General features: G+C 66.2%; 14 protein-coding genes. 1 reads left to right on the top strand and 13 read right to left on the bottom strand.

Going from position 1 to position 14566, the window contains the following annotated elements:
- Positions 1 to 261 precede the first annotated feature (261 nt).
- Entirely contained in the window at positions 262 to 915 is a 654-nt protein-coding gene (locus tag MBENS4_RS11580) for a Crp/Fnr family transcriptional regulator (protein ID WP_144400898.1), read from the top strand.
- A gap of 30 nt (positions 916 to 945) precedes the next feature.
- On the opposite strand, the gene MBENS4_RS11575 is transcribed toward MBENS4_RS11580, so the two are convergent.
- The 13 genes from MBENS4_RS11575 to nifV form a co-directional block, all read right to left on the bottom strand.
- Positions 946 to 2421 (bottom strand): TRAFs-binding domain-containing protein, encoded by a 1476-nt coding sequence (locus tag MBENS4_RS11575; protein ID WP_039390883.1) that lies wholly within the window; start codon positions 2419 to 2421, stop codon positions 946 to 948.
- Between the two features lie 15 nt (positions 2422 to 2436).
- Complete coding sequence (locus MBENS4_RS11570) at positions 2437 to 2919, bottom strand: nucleotide synthetase (RefSeq protein ID WP_039390881.1); 483 nt, start codon at positions 2917 to 2919, stop codon at positions 2437 to 2439.
- Between the two features lie 60 nt (positions 2920 to 2979).
- Positions 2980 to 3561: a hypothetical protein gene (locus MBENS4_RS26645; RefSeq protein WP_242404877.1), complete on the bottom strand. Its 582-nt coding sequence runs from the start codon at positions 3559 to 3561 to the stop codon at positions 2980 to 2982.
- The gene (locus tag MBENS4_RS11565) at positions 3458 to 4573 is read right to left on the bottom strand and encodes a toll/interleukin-1 receptor domain-containing protein (RefSeq protein WP_242404876.1); all 1116 of its coding nucleotides are present in this window, start codon (positions 4571 to 4573) and stop codon (positions 3458 to 3460) included. Before MBENS4_RS11565 ends, MBENS4_RS26645 begins: the two co-directional genes overlap by 104 nt.
- A gap of 200 nt (positions 4574 to 4773) precedes the next feature.
- A complete protein-coding gene (locus MBENS4_RS11560; protein WP_159108052.1) occupies positions 4774 to 6531 on the bottom strand; it encodes an MASE1 domain-containing protein in 1758 nt (585 codons plus the stop codon).
- Between the two features lie 115 nt (positions 6532 to 6646).
- Positions 6647 to 8434, bottom strand: a complete 1788-nt coding sequence (nifA, locus tag MBENS4_RS11555; RefSeq protein WP_039390879.1) for a nif-specific transcriptional activator NifA — start codon at positions 8432 to 8434, stop codon at positions 6647 to 6649.
- A 209-nt stretch (positions 8435 to 8643) separates the two neighbouring features.
- A complete protein-coding gene (locus tag MBENS4_RS11550; RefSeq protein ID WP_039390877.1) occupies positions 8644 to 8943 on the bottom strand; it encodes a ferredoxin family protein in 300 nt (99 codons plus the stop codon).
- A gap of 41 nt (positions 8944 to 8984) precedes the next feature.
- A complete protein-coding gene (locus MBENS4_RS11545; RefSeq protein ID WP_084592051.1) occupies positions 8985 to 10298 on the bottom strand; it encodes an FAD-dependent oxidoreductase in 1314 nt (437 codons plus the stop codon).
- 14 nt (positions 10299 to 10312) lie between these two features.
- Positions 10313 to 11410: an electron transfer flavoprotein subunit alpha/FixB family protein gene (locus MBENS4_RS11540; RefSeq protein ID WP_039390875.1), complete on the bottom strand. Its 1098-nt coding sequence runs from the start codon at positions 11408 to 11410 to the stop codon at positions 10313 to 10315.
- Between the two features lie 17 nt (positions 11411 to 11427).
- The gene (locus tag MBENS4_RS11535) at positions 11428 to 12285 is read right to left on the bottom strand and encodes an electron transfer flavoprotein subunit beta/FixA family protein (RefSeq protein ID WP_039390873.1); all 858 of its coding nucleotides are present in this window, start codon (positions 12283 to 12285) and stop codon (positions 11428 to 11430) included.
- A 4-nt stretch (positions 12286 to 12289) separates the two neighbouring features.
- Complete coding sequence (gene nifW / locus MBENS4_RS11530) at positions 12290 to 12631, bottom strand: nitrogenase stabilizing/protective protein NifW (RefSeq protein ID WP_039390871.1); 342 nt, start codon at positions 12629 to 12631, stop codon at positions 12290 to 12292.
- Positions 12618 to 13391, bottom strand: coding sequence for a serine O-acetyltransferase (gene cysE / locus MBENS4_RS11525; RefSeq protein ID WP_039390870.1), 774 nt, complete (start codon positions 13389 to 13391; stop codon positions 12618 to 12620). Before cysE ends, nifW begins: the two co-directional genes overlap by 14 nt.
- A complete protein-coding gene (gene nifV / locus MBENS4_RS11520) occupies positions 13391 to 14545 on the bottom strand; it encodes a homocitrate synthase (protein WP_039390869.1) in 1155 nt (384 codons plus the stop codon). The genes cysE and nifV overlap by 1 nt, the downstream gene beginning before the upstream one ends.
- Positions 14546 to 14566 lie beyond the last annotated feature (21 nt).

The raw sequence follows: 14566 nt of genomic DNA, 5'->3' as shown, positions 1-14566 counted from the left end.
TACGCGGCGCTTCCCGAAACCTTGCCGCTGCATCAAAAAATGGCCCGACAGCGCAAGCGCTGCCGAGCCAGTTAAAAAGGTTGCTCAAGCAGAGCCACCTTCGGGTCGCAGGAGTGGTATAGTTGAACTGTTACCCCAAGTCTGTGACGCACATCACACTTGGTCGCTTTCCATCGCTATAGTTGAAATTTCTGGAATTTCGGGACAGGTCAGGACAAGGAAGTCGGTGCCCCTCATTTTGCCGGGCAGGAGCCTGTACGCGTGAGTGAAGATGAAATGGAGGAAGCCGTCAGCGCGGTATTCCGCTGCCGTGCAGAGGCAGCGCGCAAACTCCTGACCGTCTTCTCCTGGAAGTCTCTGCGCGCCAAGGATGTACTCGCCAACCAGGGAACGCTGTCCCACCAGTGCTGGATTGTCATCGAAGGCGCGATCCGCGTCGAGGCGATCGGCGTGAACGGGCAATTGCAGCAGCTCGCACAATACGGGCCCGGAGAATTCTTCGGCTCCTACCCCGACGCCAGCCAGCACCGCGCCGAAATCACCGCCGCCAGCCGCTCGCGCCTGCTTGTGGCCGAATCGGTCCGCTTGGCTGCCGAAATCGAGAGCGATGTTCAACTTGCCGCCGGAATGGCACGGCTGTTGGCCCGTCAACTCGATCGCTCGCTCGACCGCATGGTCATGCGCTCGACCTACAGCGCGGCGGGACGTGTCTACGCCGAACTGCTCGCATTGGCAGGGCCGGAGTTCGTCATCGCCCCCCCGCCCCGCGTCACATCGCTGGCACTGGCGGCCAACACCACACGCGAAACCGCCTCGCGCGCGATCGGTGCGCTCGCCCGGCGCGGCATCATCTCGCGCGAAGAGGACAGGCTCGTGATCCATTCCCCACGCATGATCGAGGAACTGATCTGCTAAGCCGCGCTCGCCCGGCCGTCTGGCGAAAGACTAGCGGTTACCCTGCAACGGGGTATAGCGCGCGATGGGGATATCGCCCATCGGACTGACCACTTCGCCCGCTTCTTCGAACCGAAAATACGGCTCGAGCAGCTCGGTTACGCACATGTGCGGCCAGGCTCCGCAGATCTCGGAACGCTGCGCTGAACGGGCGAAGCAGATCGCTCGCTCAGCGCAGTTCGCCAGCGGTTGCGCGTGCTCTGCAACCGAGATGTCGAGTCCGAAATGCAGGTCAGGCTGGCGGACAAGCACCTCGCACGCATGACGCACCGCAGCGATGGGTTCGGCGAAACGTAGCAGCCAGTACCCATCCTCGGTCTGGGCCGCCTCCGCCGTGTTACCCGGTTCCTGCGCGAAAGGCAGTTCACAGGCGAGAACCGCCTGAGCGTAACCTGCCGCCATCGCTTCTGTCCCGCCGCGCGGCGGCCAGTCCCGGCGAATTTCATGTAGCGCCATTCCCCGGCCCTTCCAGCTTGCGAGCACCGGGGCAAGCTCTTCCTCCACGCGCCCCACGTGCATTGCGACTGCCTCGCTGCCCAGTTGCCTCGCCCGCCGGATCGCCAGCCCCATGGCGACCTGCGTCGCCTGCACGATTCCCGCCCGCGTCACATCACCGTGTTCGGGAAATTCAACGAAACTGTGTGCCCTCTCCAGCAGCGCCTCGAAGCGTGGCCCCCAGCGGCTGCCGAAGGCATCGACCGACACCTCGCGAAACCTCTCGAGCGGACCGGGCAAGACGACATGCAGTTGAGCGCCGCGTTGCAGCGCCAGTTCGGCGACCAGGATATCCGTGCCCGCAGCAAGCGCTCCGTAGACTGTCCCGGGCCGAACCTCATCAAAGACCTCGCCAAGACGCAGAAGCACTTCATCCTCGTGCCCCGCTAGGTCCATGATTCCCCCGAAGTGCAGGCTGGACGGCGGCGAGAGATCCGCAAGGATCTCCACGCTTTCCTCACGCACCTGCAGGATCTCGCGCAATTGCCGCAGCGTCGCGGCGCGATCCTCCCAGGCCTGCGGCGCCGCTTCGACCGCAGCAAGCAGCGCTGCGCGCGCGCCCTCGCGATCCCCCAGGAGGAGACGCGCCTCGGCAACCGTCGCATGGAGCCAGTAGGCAGTCTCCGGTTCGTGATCTCCGCTCGCGATGATCTCGAGGATGCGCGCGGCATCCACGCGTGCCTCCGCGACGTCTCCGCACAGATAGGCGATCGTCGCGGCGTTGATCAGCGGATAGGTCGCCCGGCGCGATCCCGCACAGGCCCTGTAGACCTCAACCGCCTGGCGCGCCATCTCGACCCTGTCTGTGCCTTCGAGACGCAGCGCCCGATCCTTGAGCAAACGCCCCTTGAGAGCCAGGACATCCGGCGCCTGTGACGCGCCGAGCCCGGCCTCCTCAAACATCTGCCACGCCCGGTTCGTGTCGCCGTTGCGGGCAACCTGGCGGATACGTGTAAGCGTGGAGAGGATCATAGCATTCCAGCCGGTTCAGCCATCAATCGGGGGCGGGTTGGTGATGTCCGGGTCAATCGAGATGCCGGTCCAGCGACGGTTGCCCTTCTCATCCTCCTGGAGGAGATCGACATTGATATTGAAGGGATGGATCGTGCCGTACTTGCCGCCCGCGTTGAAGCGCGCCTTGAACTGGACCGTCTTGTAGCGGCCGTAGGCCTTGTCGTAGTCCGCGTAGACCAGCCCGCCATAATAGGACGACAATTCCTCCTTGGTGGTGATCGCTTCGTAGGCATCGGAAAAGAAAAGCTGATCGCCGTCGAGCTGGATCGTCACGAAGCAGTCTTCGGTGATTTCGATGTAGTCCTTTCCGGTCTCGGCATCGCGGCAGGACAGGACGACCTGTCCCTCACGGACCGCAAGCGTGACCTTGTACACGACAGAGCGCGCGCTCTGCTCGAGGCTCAGGCTATCGAAGAATGGGGCCAGCCCATATTGCTTGTAGTTTATCGTCGACATCGCAGCTCTTCCTTTCTCTCCCGCGAGGGCCTCTCGCAAGGCCATCCCATACCACCCATGCTAGTCCGAACCGGCCTGAGGCCAGGGTTCGGAAAAGCGCTTCTTCCAGACCTTCCAGTCATGATTTTCCGGGTCCGAGGCGATCAACCGGTCGAGTTCCTCCTGAGCCCGGCTGCGCATGCGCTGGGCCATCGCGCGAAACCCCATCGCATGACGCAGTCGCGAGGTGGAATTCATCGCCAGCATCCAGGCCTGCCGATAGGTCGCATTCTTGGGATCGGAATCGAGCAGGTCCCGGGAGATGTCCAATTGCTTCTGGCGCTGGGCCAGCGCTTCCTCCTCGCGCCCCTGCCGCAGCAGCGCATCAGCATACCAGGCGTAGCGATTGGCCAGATCGCGCGTGACCTCCGCATTGTCCGGCTCCATCGCATGCACGCGCAGCAATGTCTCCAGAGCCTCGTGACATTCCGGCAGGAGATCGGGATTTCCCGCCTCGTCCAGGCCAACCGAGCACAGGTTCCCTTGCGCGTAGGCCAGCTCATGACGGTATTCGGGATTGTGCGGCTCGATCTGCACCAGCTTCTGCGAGAGGGCCTTGTAAGCCTGGAAGTGCGGCAATGCCTGAAGCGGCTTCTTGCGCATGAAGATCGCATAGCCCACCCAGAACTCGCTCTGCGCCTGGCCGTAGATCCGCACCGGATCGTCCGGCGCCGCCGCCAGCAGTGCAGCCGTGGCGCGGCTGGCTTCCTGGAACTTGGCAACGGCATCCTCGACGTCGCCGCGGCGATGATCGTCTTCCCCCCATGGCGTGCAGGATACGAGCCCTGCGCTCGAGCGAATCCACGGGCAAGGCGTCGAGATCGGCCTGCTCGGCGTAATAGTCGAGCGCGCGCGCGTTCACGGTCTCCAGCACGTCGAGCCTGCCCACACCCTTCAATCTCTCACGCAGATCCGTCAGCATGAACTCGATCAGCCCCTCGGCCTGCCTGCGTTGCTCGTCCGCTTCGCGCTGCGCCCTTATGGCGAACACCAGCATGAGGCCCATGACTAGCGCAAGAACACAGGCCAGCGCTGTGATGGAAATCACGCGGCGCAACCGACGCTGGGCGTCGCGCTGGATAATTTCATCGAGGGCGACCCCGGACAGGCCCGCCAGGATCTTGAGGCGGGCAAGCTGGCGTCCATCCTTGTCGGGCCGGAAGTCCGCCGCAATAGGCTCGCGCACCTTGCCGTCGCTTCCCGGCATGACGAGCGCGGCCGGGAAACTTTCTGAAGGTTCGCCCCGCAGCAGGGCGGCGATCACCGGCCGTTCGGGGTGGAGACGGCGAAACAGGGCGATCTCGGCGTTGACCCAGCGCGAAGCCGCCGCCTCGGGCGAACACAGCACAAGCAGCGCGCCCGATCCGGCCAGAGCCTTTTCAACCTCGGAATCGAGGCTGCTCGCCGCCGGCAGCTCGGCCCGGTCGCGGAAGATCGGCGAAAGGCGCCGGGGCACGCGGCCGCGCGGCGTTTCGGCGCCGACAAGGCGCGCAGGGATGCGGTAATTCTCGAGCCAGCGGTGCAGGCGCCCCGCCTCACGCTCGTCGGCGTGGCTGTAGCTCAGGAAGGCGCGGTAGCGATCCTGCGGCGCGGCAATGGCGTCGTCTTCGCTCATGGCTGTGGCGCATTCATCCCAAGCGGCCCCATGACCCGTCCAGACACCGCCTCGGCCGCATGTGCGGTATCCCCCATTCCGCCAGGCGACAGCACGTAAACGGCTGTTTTCCCGGGATGGCCCTCGTAGCTTGGAATATCACACCGGGGCCCGGACGCAAGCGCCCTCAGCCGCCTCCAGGCACCCGCAGGTCCGCCCGGTCAGGCCGCGACGCGCACCCCGTTGCGGCCGGACTGCTTCATGTCCTGAAGCGCGGTGTCGGCGATCCCTCGCGCATCCTCGGGCGTCATGCCCGAACGCAGCTGCACCACCCCGCAGCTCACCGAGGACAGGACAGCCACATCGCCTGCCCGGCAGACCGGGCTTTGCCGCACGGCCTCGGCGATACGCTCGCAGATGCTGCGCGCGGTCAGGATATCGCAGCGCAGCAGCAAGGCGAACTGGTCGGCCCCGAGGCGCGCGACGACATCGGTGTCACGCGCGTTGCGCTTGATACGCCGCGCCACTTCGACAAGCGCGGCATCGCCCACGACCAGGCCATGTTCGTCGTTGATCGTGTGGAAACTGTCGAGATCGACGAGCGCCAGCGAAATCGGGCGCCCCACGTCCTCCATGGCCCGGTCGAGGTGAACGAGGAAGCTCTCGCGCGCGCAGACGCCTGTCAGGCGGTCGGTCTCGGAACGACCGATCAGCGCCAGATCAAGCGCCCGGCGCTCGGTCACATCGCGCAAGGTCACCACCCAGCCCGAGTGCGCGCGCCCTCGGCGCAGAAGGCCGATGGTCCCCTCCAGGACGAGCGCGGGGCGGCGCATCGGGGAGAACTCGATCAGCCGGGTCGCGCCCTGCGGCCCGAAATCCTGACTGCCACAGGCCTTCCCCAGGTCTTCCATGAGATCGTGAACCTGCAGCGAGACCGTCTCGCAGGGCCGTCCGATCATCTCCTCGGCCGAAATGCCCAGGAGCGCCTGGACAGGGCCCGTCGCCCATTTGCACTGGCCCGAACTGTCAAAGCCCAGGCACGCGGTGGCCGCGCTCTCCAGCACCTGGCGCAAGGCTTCCTCGCGTTCGGCCAGACGGATCGCCAGATGCCGCCGCGACGTCACCAGCGAGGCGACCGGCAGGCAGGTCAGGAGCAGCGCGCCCAGGTAGAGCTGAAAGAACAGCGTCTGAAGCGGCGCAGACACGGGCATGCTCGCGACCGGCCCCTGACCTGCAAGTGTCGCTGCGAGACCCGTGAAGGCCACCAGCATGACACCCAGCTTGGTGCCAAGGCGGCCAAGCCGGAACGACAGGTAGGTCACCAGACACATCGGAAGAAACAGGAGCGGCACGAAGGACTGTGTGAAGACCGCAGCGGTCGTCAGAAGCAGAAGCCCGTAGCCGCCGGCCGCGCTCCACGTCTCGCGCCGGTTGGCAAAGCGCAGCCAGCGCACATAGCTGCCGTCGAACAGCGCAGACAGGAATGGTGTGAGGACCAGCAGGCCCAGCGCGTTGCTGAAATACCAGTTGCTCACCGAAACCAGGAAGGGAGCGCCGAAAGCCAAGGCCGTCACCGCCGATCCGATGAGCGCGGCGATCAGCACCGCGACCCCGCCAGCGTAGAGGACGAAGCGCCAGATCGCCTGGTTCGAGGCAAAGATCTCCGCCTTGGGCGTGTGGCGCAGCACCAGCCAGGCCGCGAGCAGGACCTGCCCCATGTTAATCACGCCGTAGGTAACAAGAACGGGAGACCAGCCGCGCGCGACGGTATTCGCCGCCAGGTTTGCCGCCCATCCGGCCACCAGCACCCAGCCCCAGTTGGCACGCGGTTCGCGCAGGAGGAGGGTGAGGATGATGGCATCGGCGGGCCAGATCGTGGCGATGTCATAGCCGTTGCTGGTCAGTTGGATGGCGATTGTGGCGAGCACGAAATACCCCACCGCCGCGATGATCGCGGCGTCGGCACGTCGCTCGAGCACAGCACGCGATTCGGGGCCTGAGTTCACCATCCTCGGCCCGATAATCCGGCAAGGGTTAACCCAATGTATACTGGCCCGACAAAACCGGAAGAAAGCCCGGAAAACCGAGACATTATCAGAACTTGCGCACCTCTATGTCGTACTTGCGGATGGCATAGCCGATCTGGCGCGGGGTCAGCCCCAGCAGCCGCGCGGCCTTGGCCTGGACCCAGCCCGCTTCTTCCAGCGCATCGAGCAGTTCGGCCCGGCTGACCTTGACGTTGTCGAGCGGCATGTCCCTATCCGGTTCGCGCCGGTGAAGGGGAATGGCCGGAGCCTCGCCCCCGCGCTCGGGGGCCACGCCGCCCGGCTCCTCACGCGGGCCCGGCTGGACGATGGGGAAGGGATCGGAAACCGCCGTCTTCCAGAGCATCGCGGACAGGCACTCGTCGTTGCGGCAGGCAAAGTCGCGCGCGTCGATCCGGTCATCGAGCGAGAGCGTGGCGGTGCGCCGGATACAATTCTCCAACTCGCGCACGTTGCCGGGGAAGTAGCAGCTTTCCAGAACGTCGAGTGCGGACGGGCTCAGCTCGTGCTCGGTGTGATGTTCCTGGTCGAAGCGGCGCAGGAATTCGCGCGCGAGCTGGGGAATGTCCTCGCGCCGGTCGCGCAGCGCGGGCAGGCGCACCGAGACGACATTGATGCGGTAATAGAGATCGGCCCGGAACTCGCCCTTGGCGACCGCTTCCTCCAGATTGCGGTTGGTCGCGCAGACGAGCCGCACGTCGACCTTGATCGTCTGCGTGCCGCCGACCCGCTCGAACTCGCCTTCCTGCAGCACGCGCAGGAGCTTGACCTGGAAGGCCTGCGAGGTGTCGCCGATCTCGTCGAGGAAGAGCGTGCCGCCGTCGGCGAGTTCGAAGCGGCCCTTGCGCTGGGCGACCGCGCCGGTGAAGGCGCCCTTCTCGTGCCCGAACAGTTCGGACTCCAGGACGGATTCGGGAAGCGCGGCGCAGTTCAGCTTGATGAAGGGCTTCTTCGCGCGCGGGCTGAAATCATGGGTCGCGCGGGCAAACAGCTCCTTGCCCGTGCCCGATTCCCCGCGCAGCAGCACCGCCGAGTGGCTGCGCGCGACACGGCGAATGCGCTGCAAGGCCGCGCGCAGCGCCGGGCTGGAGCCGACAATGTCCCCCTGCTCGTCCGCGTCCTCATCCTCGCCCCCGGCGCTGCGTGCCCGGCGGGTCTCGGCGCTGCGTGCGCGGCGGGCAGAGCCATCCTCGAGCCCCTTCTCGAGCAGGCGGTGCTGGTCCATCAACCGCTCGCGGTCACGCTGGACGAGCTTGAGCAGCCGCACCGTCTGGCCGATCAGGTTCGCGACCATGGTCAGGAAGCGCACGTCCTCATCCGCCGCGTGGTACGTCGTCGTCTCGTCCCAGATCTGTTCGATGGTGAGCGTGCCCACCACCTTCATGCGGTCCTTGATCGGGACCCCGATGAAGGAGACCCGCGCGCCGGGCGGGAGCGGTCCGTCGAAGGCCCAGTCGGGAAACAGCGCGCTGCGCTCCATGTTGTGGACCACCACCGGCATCCCGGTGTCGTAGATCTGGGCGACCGCACGTTCGGGCTGGCGCCCCATCCACAAGTGCGCGCGCTCCTCGCTCCAGCCGATCCCCACGACGCTAGTGGGCGCGCCGTCCTCATCGAGAAGGGTCACGAGGCCGTGGCGCATGTCGAGGAAGCTGGAGAGGAGCGTCAGCACGTTGGTGAGCGTCGCCTCCAGCCGTCCCGGGACGGCCAGGACCTTGGAAATCTCGTAGACGCCGCGCAGCGCGATATCCGCGCGCGTGTGGCTGGGGCCGCGGCTGTAGCTGCTCACGGTGTAACCGGCCGTAGCGGGGGCGACTGTCGATGCATGCGTACCCATGACGGAAGCCTTTCTGCCGTCAGCGCATTCCTCTCCATTTCCCGGTTCCGGCACAGCTCCCTTGCGGAGTCGGGCCCGCTTCTCTTCGTGCTTCGACGAGTTTTGATTTGGACAAACGTCTCAAATTCCAAGCGATTCAACAAGAGAATAAGCGCCCTCCCCCGGGACTTCCTTACAGTACTCTGACAAAACCATGCCCACACATGACTTTATCCGAACTTGTAGAGCACCCCGAAACCGCCGCGCGGATAGTTCCACTCCACTTCGCCCGTCTTGCGCGTGACGATGCGGCAGGTCCCGCATTCGAGACAGCCGTCGGCGGCCACCTCGACCTGGCCGGATTCGGTCACGGCATAGCATCCCGCCGGGCACAGGCGGGTCATCGCCAGAAGGCTGGCCGAGGGGACCTCGTGCTCGCGCACGCGGATATGGGGCTTTCCGGCATCGACGAGATAGCGGTTCTGGAACAGCTTCTCCTCGACCTTGGGAGCGGTGGCGATTTCGGTCATTGCGCGTCTCCTTTCATGGTTGGTCGGAATGTGAGGTCCCCTCAGCGCCAGGCGCGGGCCACGCGCCAGGCATCGCCGAGCAGGCCGCGCAGGCTGCGGCTGTCGCGAAAGCTCTTGAGAATGGCTTTTTCCTTGGTCTTCTTGTCGACCCCGTCGACCCGGAACCAGGTCTGCATGGCCTGGCTGAAGAGGCGCGGATAGGTCCCGAAGAAGGTCGTCTTGTTGGCGTCGAGCAGCCCGGGGATCCCCTTGTACTTCTTCAGGTCCTTCATCACGAAGGTGGCTTCCAGGCGCCGCTCGTACTCCTTGAGGGTATAGCCATCCATCGCTTCGCCCTTTCGGTGGAGCGCGACCACGGTCTCGGCCGCGATGCGCCCCGTCGTCATGGCCAGGTTCGAGCCCTCGCGGTGGACCGCGTTCACGAACTGCCCGGCATCGCCGACCACGATCCAGCCATCGCCGGTCAGCTGCGGGATCGCCTTGTAGCCCCCTTCCGGGATCAGGTGGGCGGCGTATTCCTTGACTTCCGAGCCTTCCAGCAGCGGCGCGATCGAGGGGTGTGCCTTGAAGGCTTCGAGCAGTTCGGCGGGCGTCGCCTCCCCTTCGGCAAAGTCGGAGACGATGCAGCCGATGCCGACCGAGATCGATTCCTCGTTGGTATAGAGGAAGCCCGTGCCGGTCATGCCGCGCGTGATCGTGCCCATGGCCTCGATCACCACGCCCTCGTTGCCCTTCAGGTTGAAGCGCGCCTCAATGGTTTCGCGCGGCAGGAAGTGCATTTCCTTGACCGCCAGCGCGACGCTTTCGGGCGCGATCTCGGGCCGCAGCCCGGAGCGCTGGCCGACAAGTCCGTTGACCCCTTCGGCCAGGATCACGACGGGCGCGAAGATCGGGTTCCCCTGGCGGTCGGTGCGCACGCCGATCACCCGGCCGGTGAGGTCCTTGACCAGTTCGGTCACGGTCGTCTCGCACAGGACCAGCGCGCCCGCCTCCTTGACCTTGGCGGAGAACCACTTGTCGAACTGCGCGCGCAGGATCGTGTAGCGGTTGGGCTTCTCCTCGTTGAAGTCGCCCGAGCGGTAATGCATGCCCGTGTGCGACGTGTCGTCCATCGACCACATGCGCTGCTCGATCACGTGGCGTTCCAGCGGCGCCTCCTCGCGGAATTCCGGGATGATTTTCTCAAGCGCGTCGGAATAGAGGATTGCGCCCTGCACGTTCTTCGAGCCCGCGTACTCGCCGCGCTCGATCTGGAGGACGCTCAGCCCCTCCTTCGCAAGGGTATAGGCCGCCGCATTGCCCGAAGGCCCGGCCCCCACGACAATCGCATCGAACGTGTCCTCCATCTCGGCCATGGTCTCTCTCCTTCTCAGCTGGCCATCCGGGTGACGCGCAGGCGCCGCGCAAAGGCCTGTGTCAGTGCGGGCAGCAGCGTGACCGCGTCGGCAACGATGCCCAGGTGCGCGAACTCGAAGATTGGCGCCCTGGGGTCGGTGTTGATGGCAAGGATCAGGTCGGCGCCTTCCACCCCGACCCGGTGCTGGATCGCCCCGGAAATCCCCGCCGCGATGTAGAGGCGGGGCCGGATGGTCTTGCCGGTCTGGCCGATCTGGCGGTCCGAGGTGATCCAGCCCTTCTGCACCAGCGGGCGCGAGCCGCCGTATTCGGCGCCCAGCACCGCGGCGAGCTCCTTCACCAGCTGGAAATTCTCGACCGAGCCGAGGCCCAGACCGCCAGCCACGACGACGTCGGCATAGGGCAGCGCGGCCGTGTCGCTGTCGCGGTCGGCGATGAAGTCGAGCACCTTGGTGACGACATCGTCCTCGACGATGTTGGGCGCAAACTCGACAATGCGCCCGGTGCGCCCTTCCTCCCGCTCGGGCATGGCCATGACGCGCGGGCGCACGGTCGCCATCTGCGGACGGAAGTTGAGCGTGAAGATGGTGCACAGGAGCGAGCCGCCGAAAGTGGGCCGCGTGGCGGCAAGCGAGCCGTCCTCGTCGATGGCAAGCTCGGTCGAATCCGCAGTGAGGCCGGTCTTGAGGGTGGTCGCCACCGAACCGGCCAGATCACGGCCCAGGTTGGTCGCGCCCAGGAGCAGGATCTCGGGCTGGTAGGTGTTGACGATGTCGGTCAGGACCTGCGTCGAGGTTTCGTTGCGGTAGTGCTTCAAGGCCGGGTCGCAGGCGATGTAGACACAGTCCGCGCCGTATTCGAAGCAGTCCTGCGCCGCCTGGCCCAGCGCCTCGCGGTCATCGCCCATGAGAACCGCGGCCAGTTCCACGCCGCGCTTGTCGGCCAGCTTGCGCCCTTCGCCCAGAAGCTCGAAGGAGACCGAATGGACGCTCCCATGCTCGATCTCCACCGCCACCCAGACGTGCTTGTACGCCTTGAAGTGTTCGGGCAGTTCCTTCTTCGTGTTGGCACGGCCTCCCTTGGCGGGAGCGGGCTTTGCTGCATCGGCCATCGGTCCGGCTCCTTCTCTCAGACGTAGTGGTGGAGGGCCCGGGCGGTGAGGTCATCCTCGACGCCCGGCGCCCTTGCGAAGATCGCGTCGATGACGGCGCGCGCCTTTGCATCCATGGCGCCTTCGGCCGCGATCATCTCGGCGGCTTCCGAGCGCGCGGTGGGCGCAAAGACCTTCTTCACGATGGTCGGCGAGCCGCGCAGGCCGCACTTGGTGAGGTCCTCGATGCCAACATCGGACGCATTCCAGGTGATGATTTCGGCGCGCGCGGCTTCGAGTGCCTGCGCGATCGTGCCGCGCCGCATCTCGTTGGTCGCCTCGAGCATGGTGATCAGCACTGGCAGCCTGGTGGCCAGCACCTGCGTCCCCGTCTCGGCGCGGCGCTCCACGGTGATGCGTCCGGCCTCCAGGTCGGTCGCGACGATCTTCGAGATGTAGGTCAGTTGGTTGAGCTTCAAGCGGCTGGCAATGCCCGGCCCGACCTGCGCGGTGTCCCCGTCGATGGTCTGCTTGCCGGTGAAGACGATCTCGGGCGTGCCGAATTCCTCGCCGATCTTGGTGAGCGCCATCGAGAGCGCGTAGCTCGTCGCCAGCGTGTCGGAACCCGCGAAATAGCGGTCGGTCAGGAGCACCGCGCGGTCCGCCCCGAAGGTCAGCGCCTTGCGCAGCGATTCCGAGGCCGTGGGCGGGCCCATGCACAGCGCCGTGACGGTCGCACCGAGGCGGTCCTTCAGGCGCAGCGCCTCTTCCAGCGCGAAGAGATCGTAAGGGTTGATGATCGTCGGCACGCCCTGGCGCATGATCGTGTTCGTGACCGGGTGGACACGGATCTGCGCGCTGTCGGGCACCTGCTTGATGCACACCACGATATGCATTGTCTCAGCCTCCTGTCAGGGCATCGAGCGGCACGAAGGGCCGGTTGGGTTCGGGTTTGGGCGCGACGGCGTCCTTGTGAACCTTGAACAGGCGCTCCGCGATCGGCGAGGAGGCCACGAAGTCGGCGTAGGCCTGCGCGAGGTGCTCGCCGCAAAGCGCGTAAAGTTCGGTATCATCGGCGCTTTCCAGCGCGCCCTCGACCTCGCTGCCGCGCAGGTACTGGCCCATGCGGCGAAGGATGTGGAGCCGCGCGACCTGGACCACCTGCGGGTCGTAATCGACGCCGAGCAGTTCGAAGAAGTCCTCCGCGCTTGATAGCTGGTGCAGTTCGTCAAGCAGGCTCATGGCTGTCCTCCTGAAGAGCAAAATCGTGGCAGACCGGGGCGCGCCCGTCACGGTGGGCATCCCTGTGAGCAAGGCGCGCCTCCAGGAACTCGATGCGGTCGAGCAGTTCGGACACCGCCTCGCCTACGGGATCGGGCATGAGGTGATGGTCAAGGTCGATCCGGCCCGACACGCGGCGGCGTTCGGTGGCCCCGCGCACCACGCGCCCGGGAATGCCGACGACCGTCATCGCGGGCGGAACGGGATCGACGACGACGCTGTTCGCGCCCACGCGCGCGCCCTTGCCCACGGTGATCGGGCCCAGGATCTTGGCGCCGCAGCCCACCAGCACGCCGTCCTCCAGCGTGGGGTGGCGCTTGCCCGGCGCCCAGCTTGTCCCGCCCAGCGTGACGCCGTGGTAGAGCGTCACATCATCGCCGATCTCGGCGGTCTCACCGATGACGACGCCCGCGCCGTGATCGATAAAGAAGCGCCGGCCGATGGTTGCGGCAGGGTGGATGTCGACATTGGTGAGGAGGCGCGCCAGCCAGCCCAGGAACCGGGCCGGGAAGCGCAGACCCACCTGCCACAGCGCGTGGGCGAGCCGGTGCCAGATGATCGCGTGAACGCCCGGATAGGTCAGCAGGACTTCCAGCGCCCCGTTCGCCGCCGGATCGCGCGCGGCGACGCACCCCACGTCCTCGCGCAGGAGGACGAGGAGCGAGGGCCGCGCCCTTACAGGCGGTGCGCCAAGCGTGTCGAAGGGCGTGGCGACAGGCATCACAGCGCCCTTTCGACCATGCCGGTGCGGCAATAGATCAGCGCGAGGTCGGCGAGTTCCACGCCCTTCTTGGTGTCGAGCGCCTTGGCGCGCACGTCGGCGAGGATCCGCCCCAGCCGCTCCTGGTCGGCCTCGAGGCCAATCGAGCGCAGGCTGGAGGTGATCGCCGCACGCCCCGAATGGCGCCCCAGCATGATCCGCCGCTCGCGCCCGAAACGCGCCGGGTCGAGCGCCTCGTAAGTCTCCGCATCGCGCAGGAGGCCCGAGACGTGGATACCGCTTTCGTGGGTAAAGACCATCGAGCCGACGATGGGCTTGTTCTCCGGGATCGGACGCCCGGCGGCAAGCGCCACCGTTTCGGCAAGGCGGGCGAGCTGGAGAAAGTCGATGCGCGTGGTGCGCCCGAGCGTTTCGCCCAGCGCCGTCACCACTTCTTCGAGCGGCGCGTTGCCTGCCCGCTCGCCCAGCCCCAGCACGCAGACCGAAACGTGGGTGGCGCCGCCGCGCACGGCCGCGAGCGTGTTGGCGGTGGCCAGGCCCAGGTCGTCGTGGCCATGGAATTCGAGCTCGATATCGGTCTCGCGCACGAGGTCACGGAAGATTTCGTGGGTGCCGAACGGGTCGAGCACGCCCAGCGTGTCGGCGTAGCGGAAGCGGTGCCCGCCCGCCTCCTCGATGGCGACAACCACGCGCTTCAGGAAATCGAGGTCGGCGCGGCTGGCGTCCTCGCCGCCGATGGAGACGCGAAGGCCCCGGTCGAGCGCGTAGCCCACGACTTCCTCGATGCGCGCGAGCACGTCGGCGCGGCCGGTGCCGAACTTGGCGCGGATCTGGCGGTCCGAAACAGGGACCGAGAGATGCACGCGCTCCACCCCGGTGCGCGCGGCGGCGTCCACATCGCTGCGCGTCGCGCGGCACCAGGGGATGATCTGGGCTGTCCTGGCCTGCTGCACCATCGCGCGGATCGCGGCTTCGTCCTCCATGCCCATGGCCGGGGTGCCCGCCTCGATCTCGTCGACGCCAGCGGCTTCAAGTGCGGAGGCAATCGCCATCTTCTCGGCGAAGCTGAACGCCACGCCCGGAGACTGCTCACCATCGCGCAAGGTGCTGTCATTGACGACGACAGGCGGGAAATTGGGCAGGAAACCGGACATGGCAGTCAACTCCAGTAAGGG

Origin of the sequence: Novosphingobium sp. MBES04, assembly GCF_000813185.1 — a bacterium.
GTDB lineage: Bacteria > Pseudomonadota > Alphaproteobacteria > Sphingomonadales > Sphingomonadaceae > Novosphingobium > Novosphingobium decolorationis.
The sequence above is the reverse complement of the archived record's forward strand: the minus strand, read 5'-3'. Positions and strand labels throughout refer to the sequence as shown.

Coding starts and splice junctions, on each gene's coding strand:
- nifW (WP_039390871.1), bottom strand. CDS start 12,631: ATGAGCCTGCTTGACGAACTGCACCAGCTATCAAGCGCGGAGGACTTC.
- MBENS4_RS11565 (WP_242404876.1), bottom strand. CDS start 4,573: ATGAGCGAAGACGACGCCATTGCCGCGCCGCAGGATCGCTACCGCGCC.
- MBENS4_RS11550 (WP_039390877.1), bottom strand. CDS start 8,943: ATGACCGAAATCGCCACCGCTCCCAAGGTCGAGGAGAAGCTGTTCCAG.
- nifA (WP_039390879.1), bottom strand. CDS start 8,434: ATGGGTACGCATGCATCGACAGTCGCCCCCGCTACGGCCGGTTACACC.
- MBENS4_RS11535 (WP_039390873.1), bottom strand. CDS start 12,285: ATGCATATCGTGGTGTGCATCAAGCAGGTGCCCGACAGCGCGCAGATC.
- MBENS4_RS11575 (WP_039390883.1), bottom strand. CDS start 2,421: ATGATCCTCTCCACGCTTACACGTATCCGCCAGGTTGCCCGCAACGGC.
- nifV (WP_039390869.1), bottom strand. CDS start 14,545: ATGTCCGGTTTCCTGCCCAATTTCCCGCCTGTCGTCGTCAATGACAGC.
- MBENS4_RS26645 (WP_242404877.1), bottom strand. CDS start 3,561: ATGCGCAAGAAGCCGCTTCAGGCATTGCCGCACTTCCAGGCTTACAAG.
- MBENS4_RS11570 (WP_039390881.1), bottom strand. CDS start 2,919: ATGTCGACGATAAACTACAAGCAATATGGGCTGGCCCCATTCTTCGAT.
- MBENS4_RS11545 (WP_084592051.1), bottom strand. CDS start 10,298: ATGGCCGAGATGGAGGACACGTTCGATGCGATTGTCGTGGGGGCCGGG.
- cysE (WP_039390870.1), bottom strand. CDS start 13,391: ATGCCTGTCGCCACGCCCTTCGACACGCTTGGCGCACCGCCTGTAAGG.
- MBENS4_RS11540 (WP_039390875.1), bottom strand. CDS start 11,410: ATGGCCGATGCAGCAAAGCCCGCTCCCGCCAAGGGAGGCCGTGCCAAC.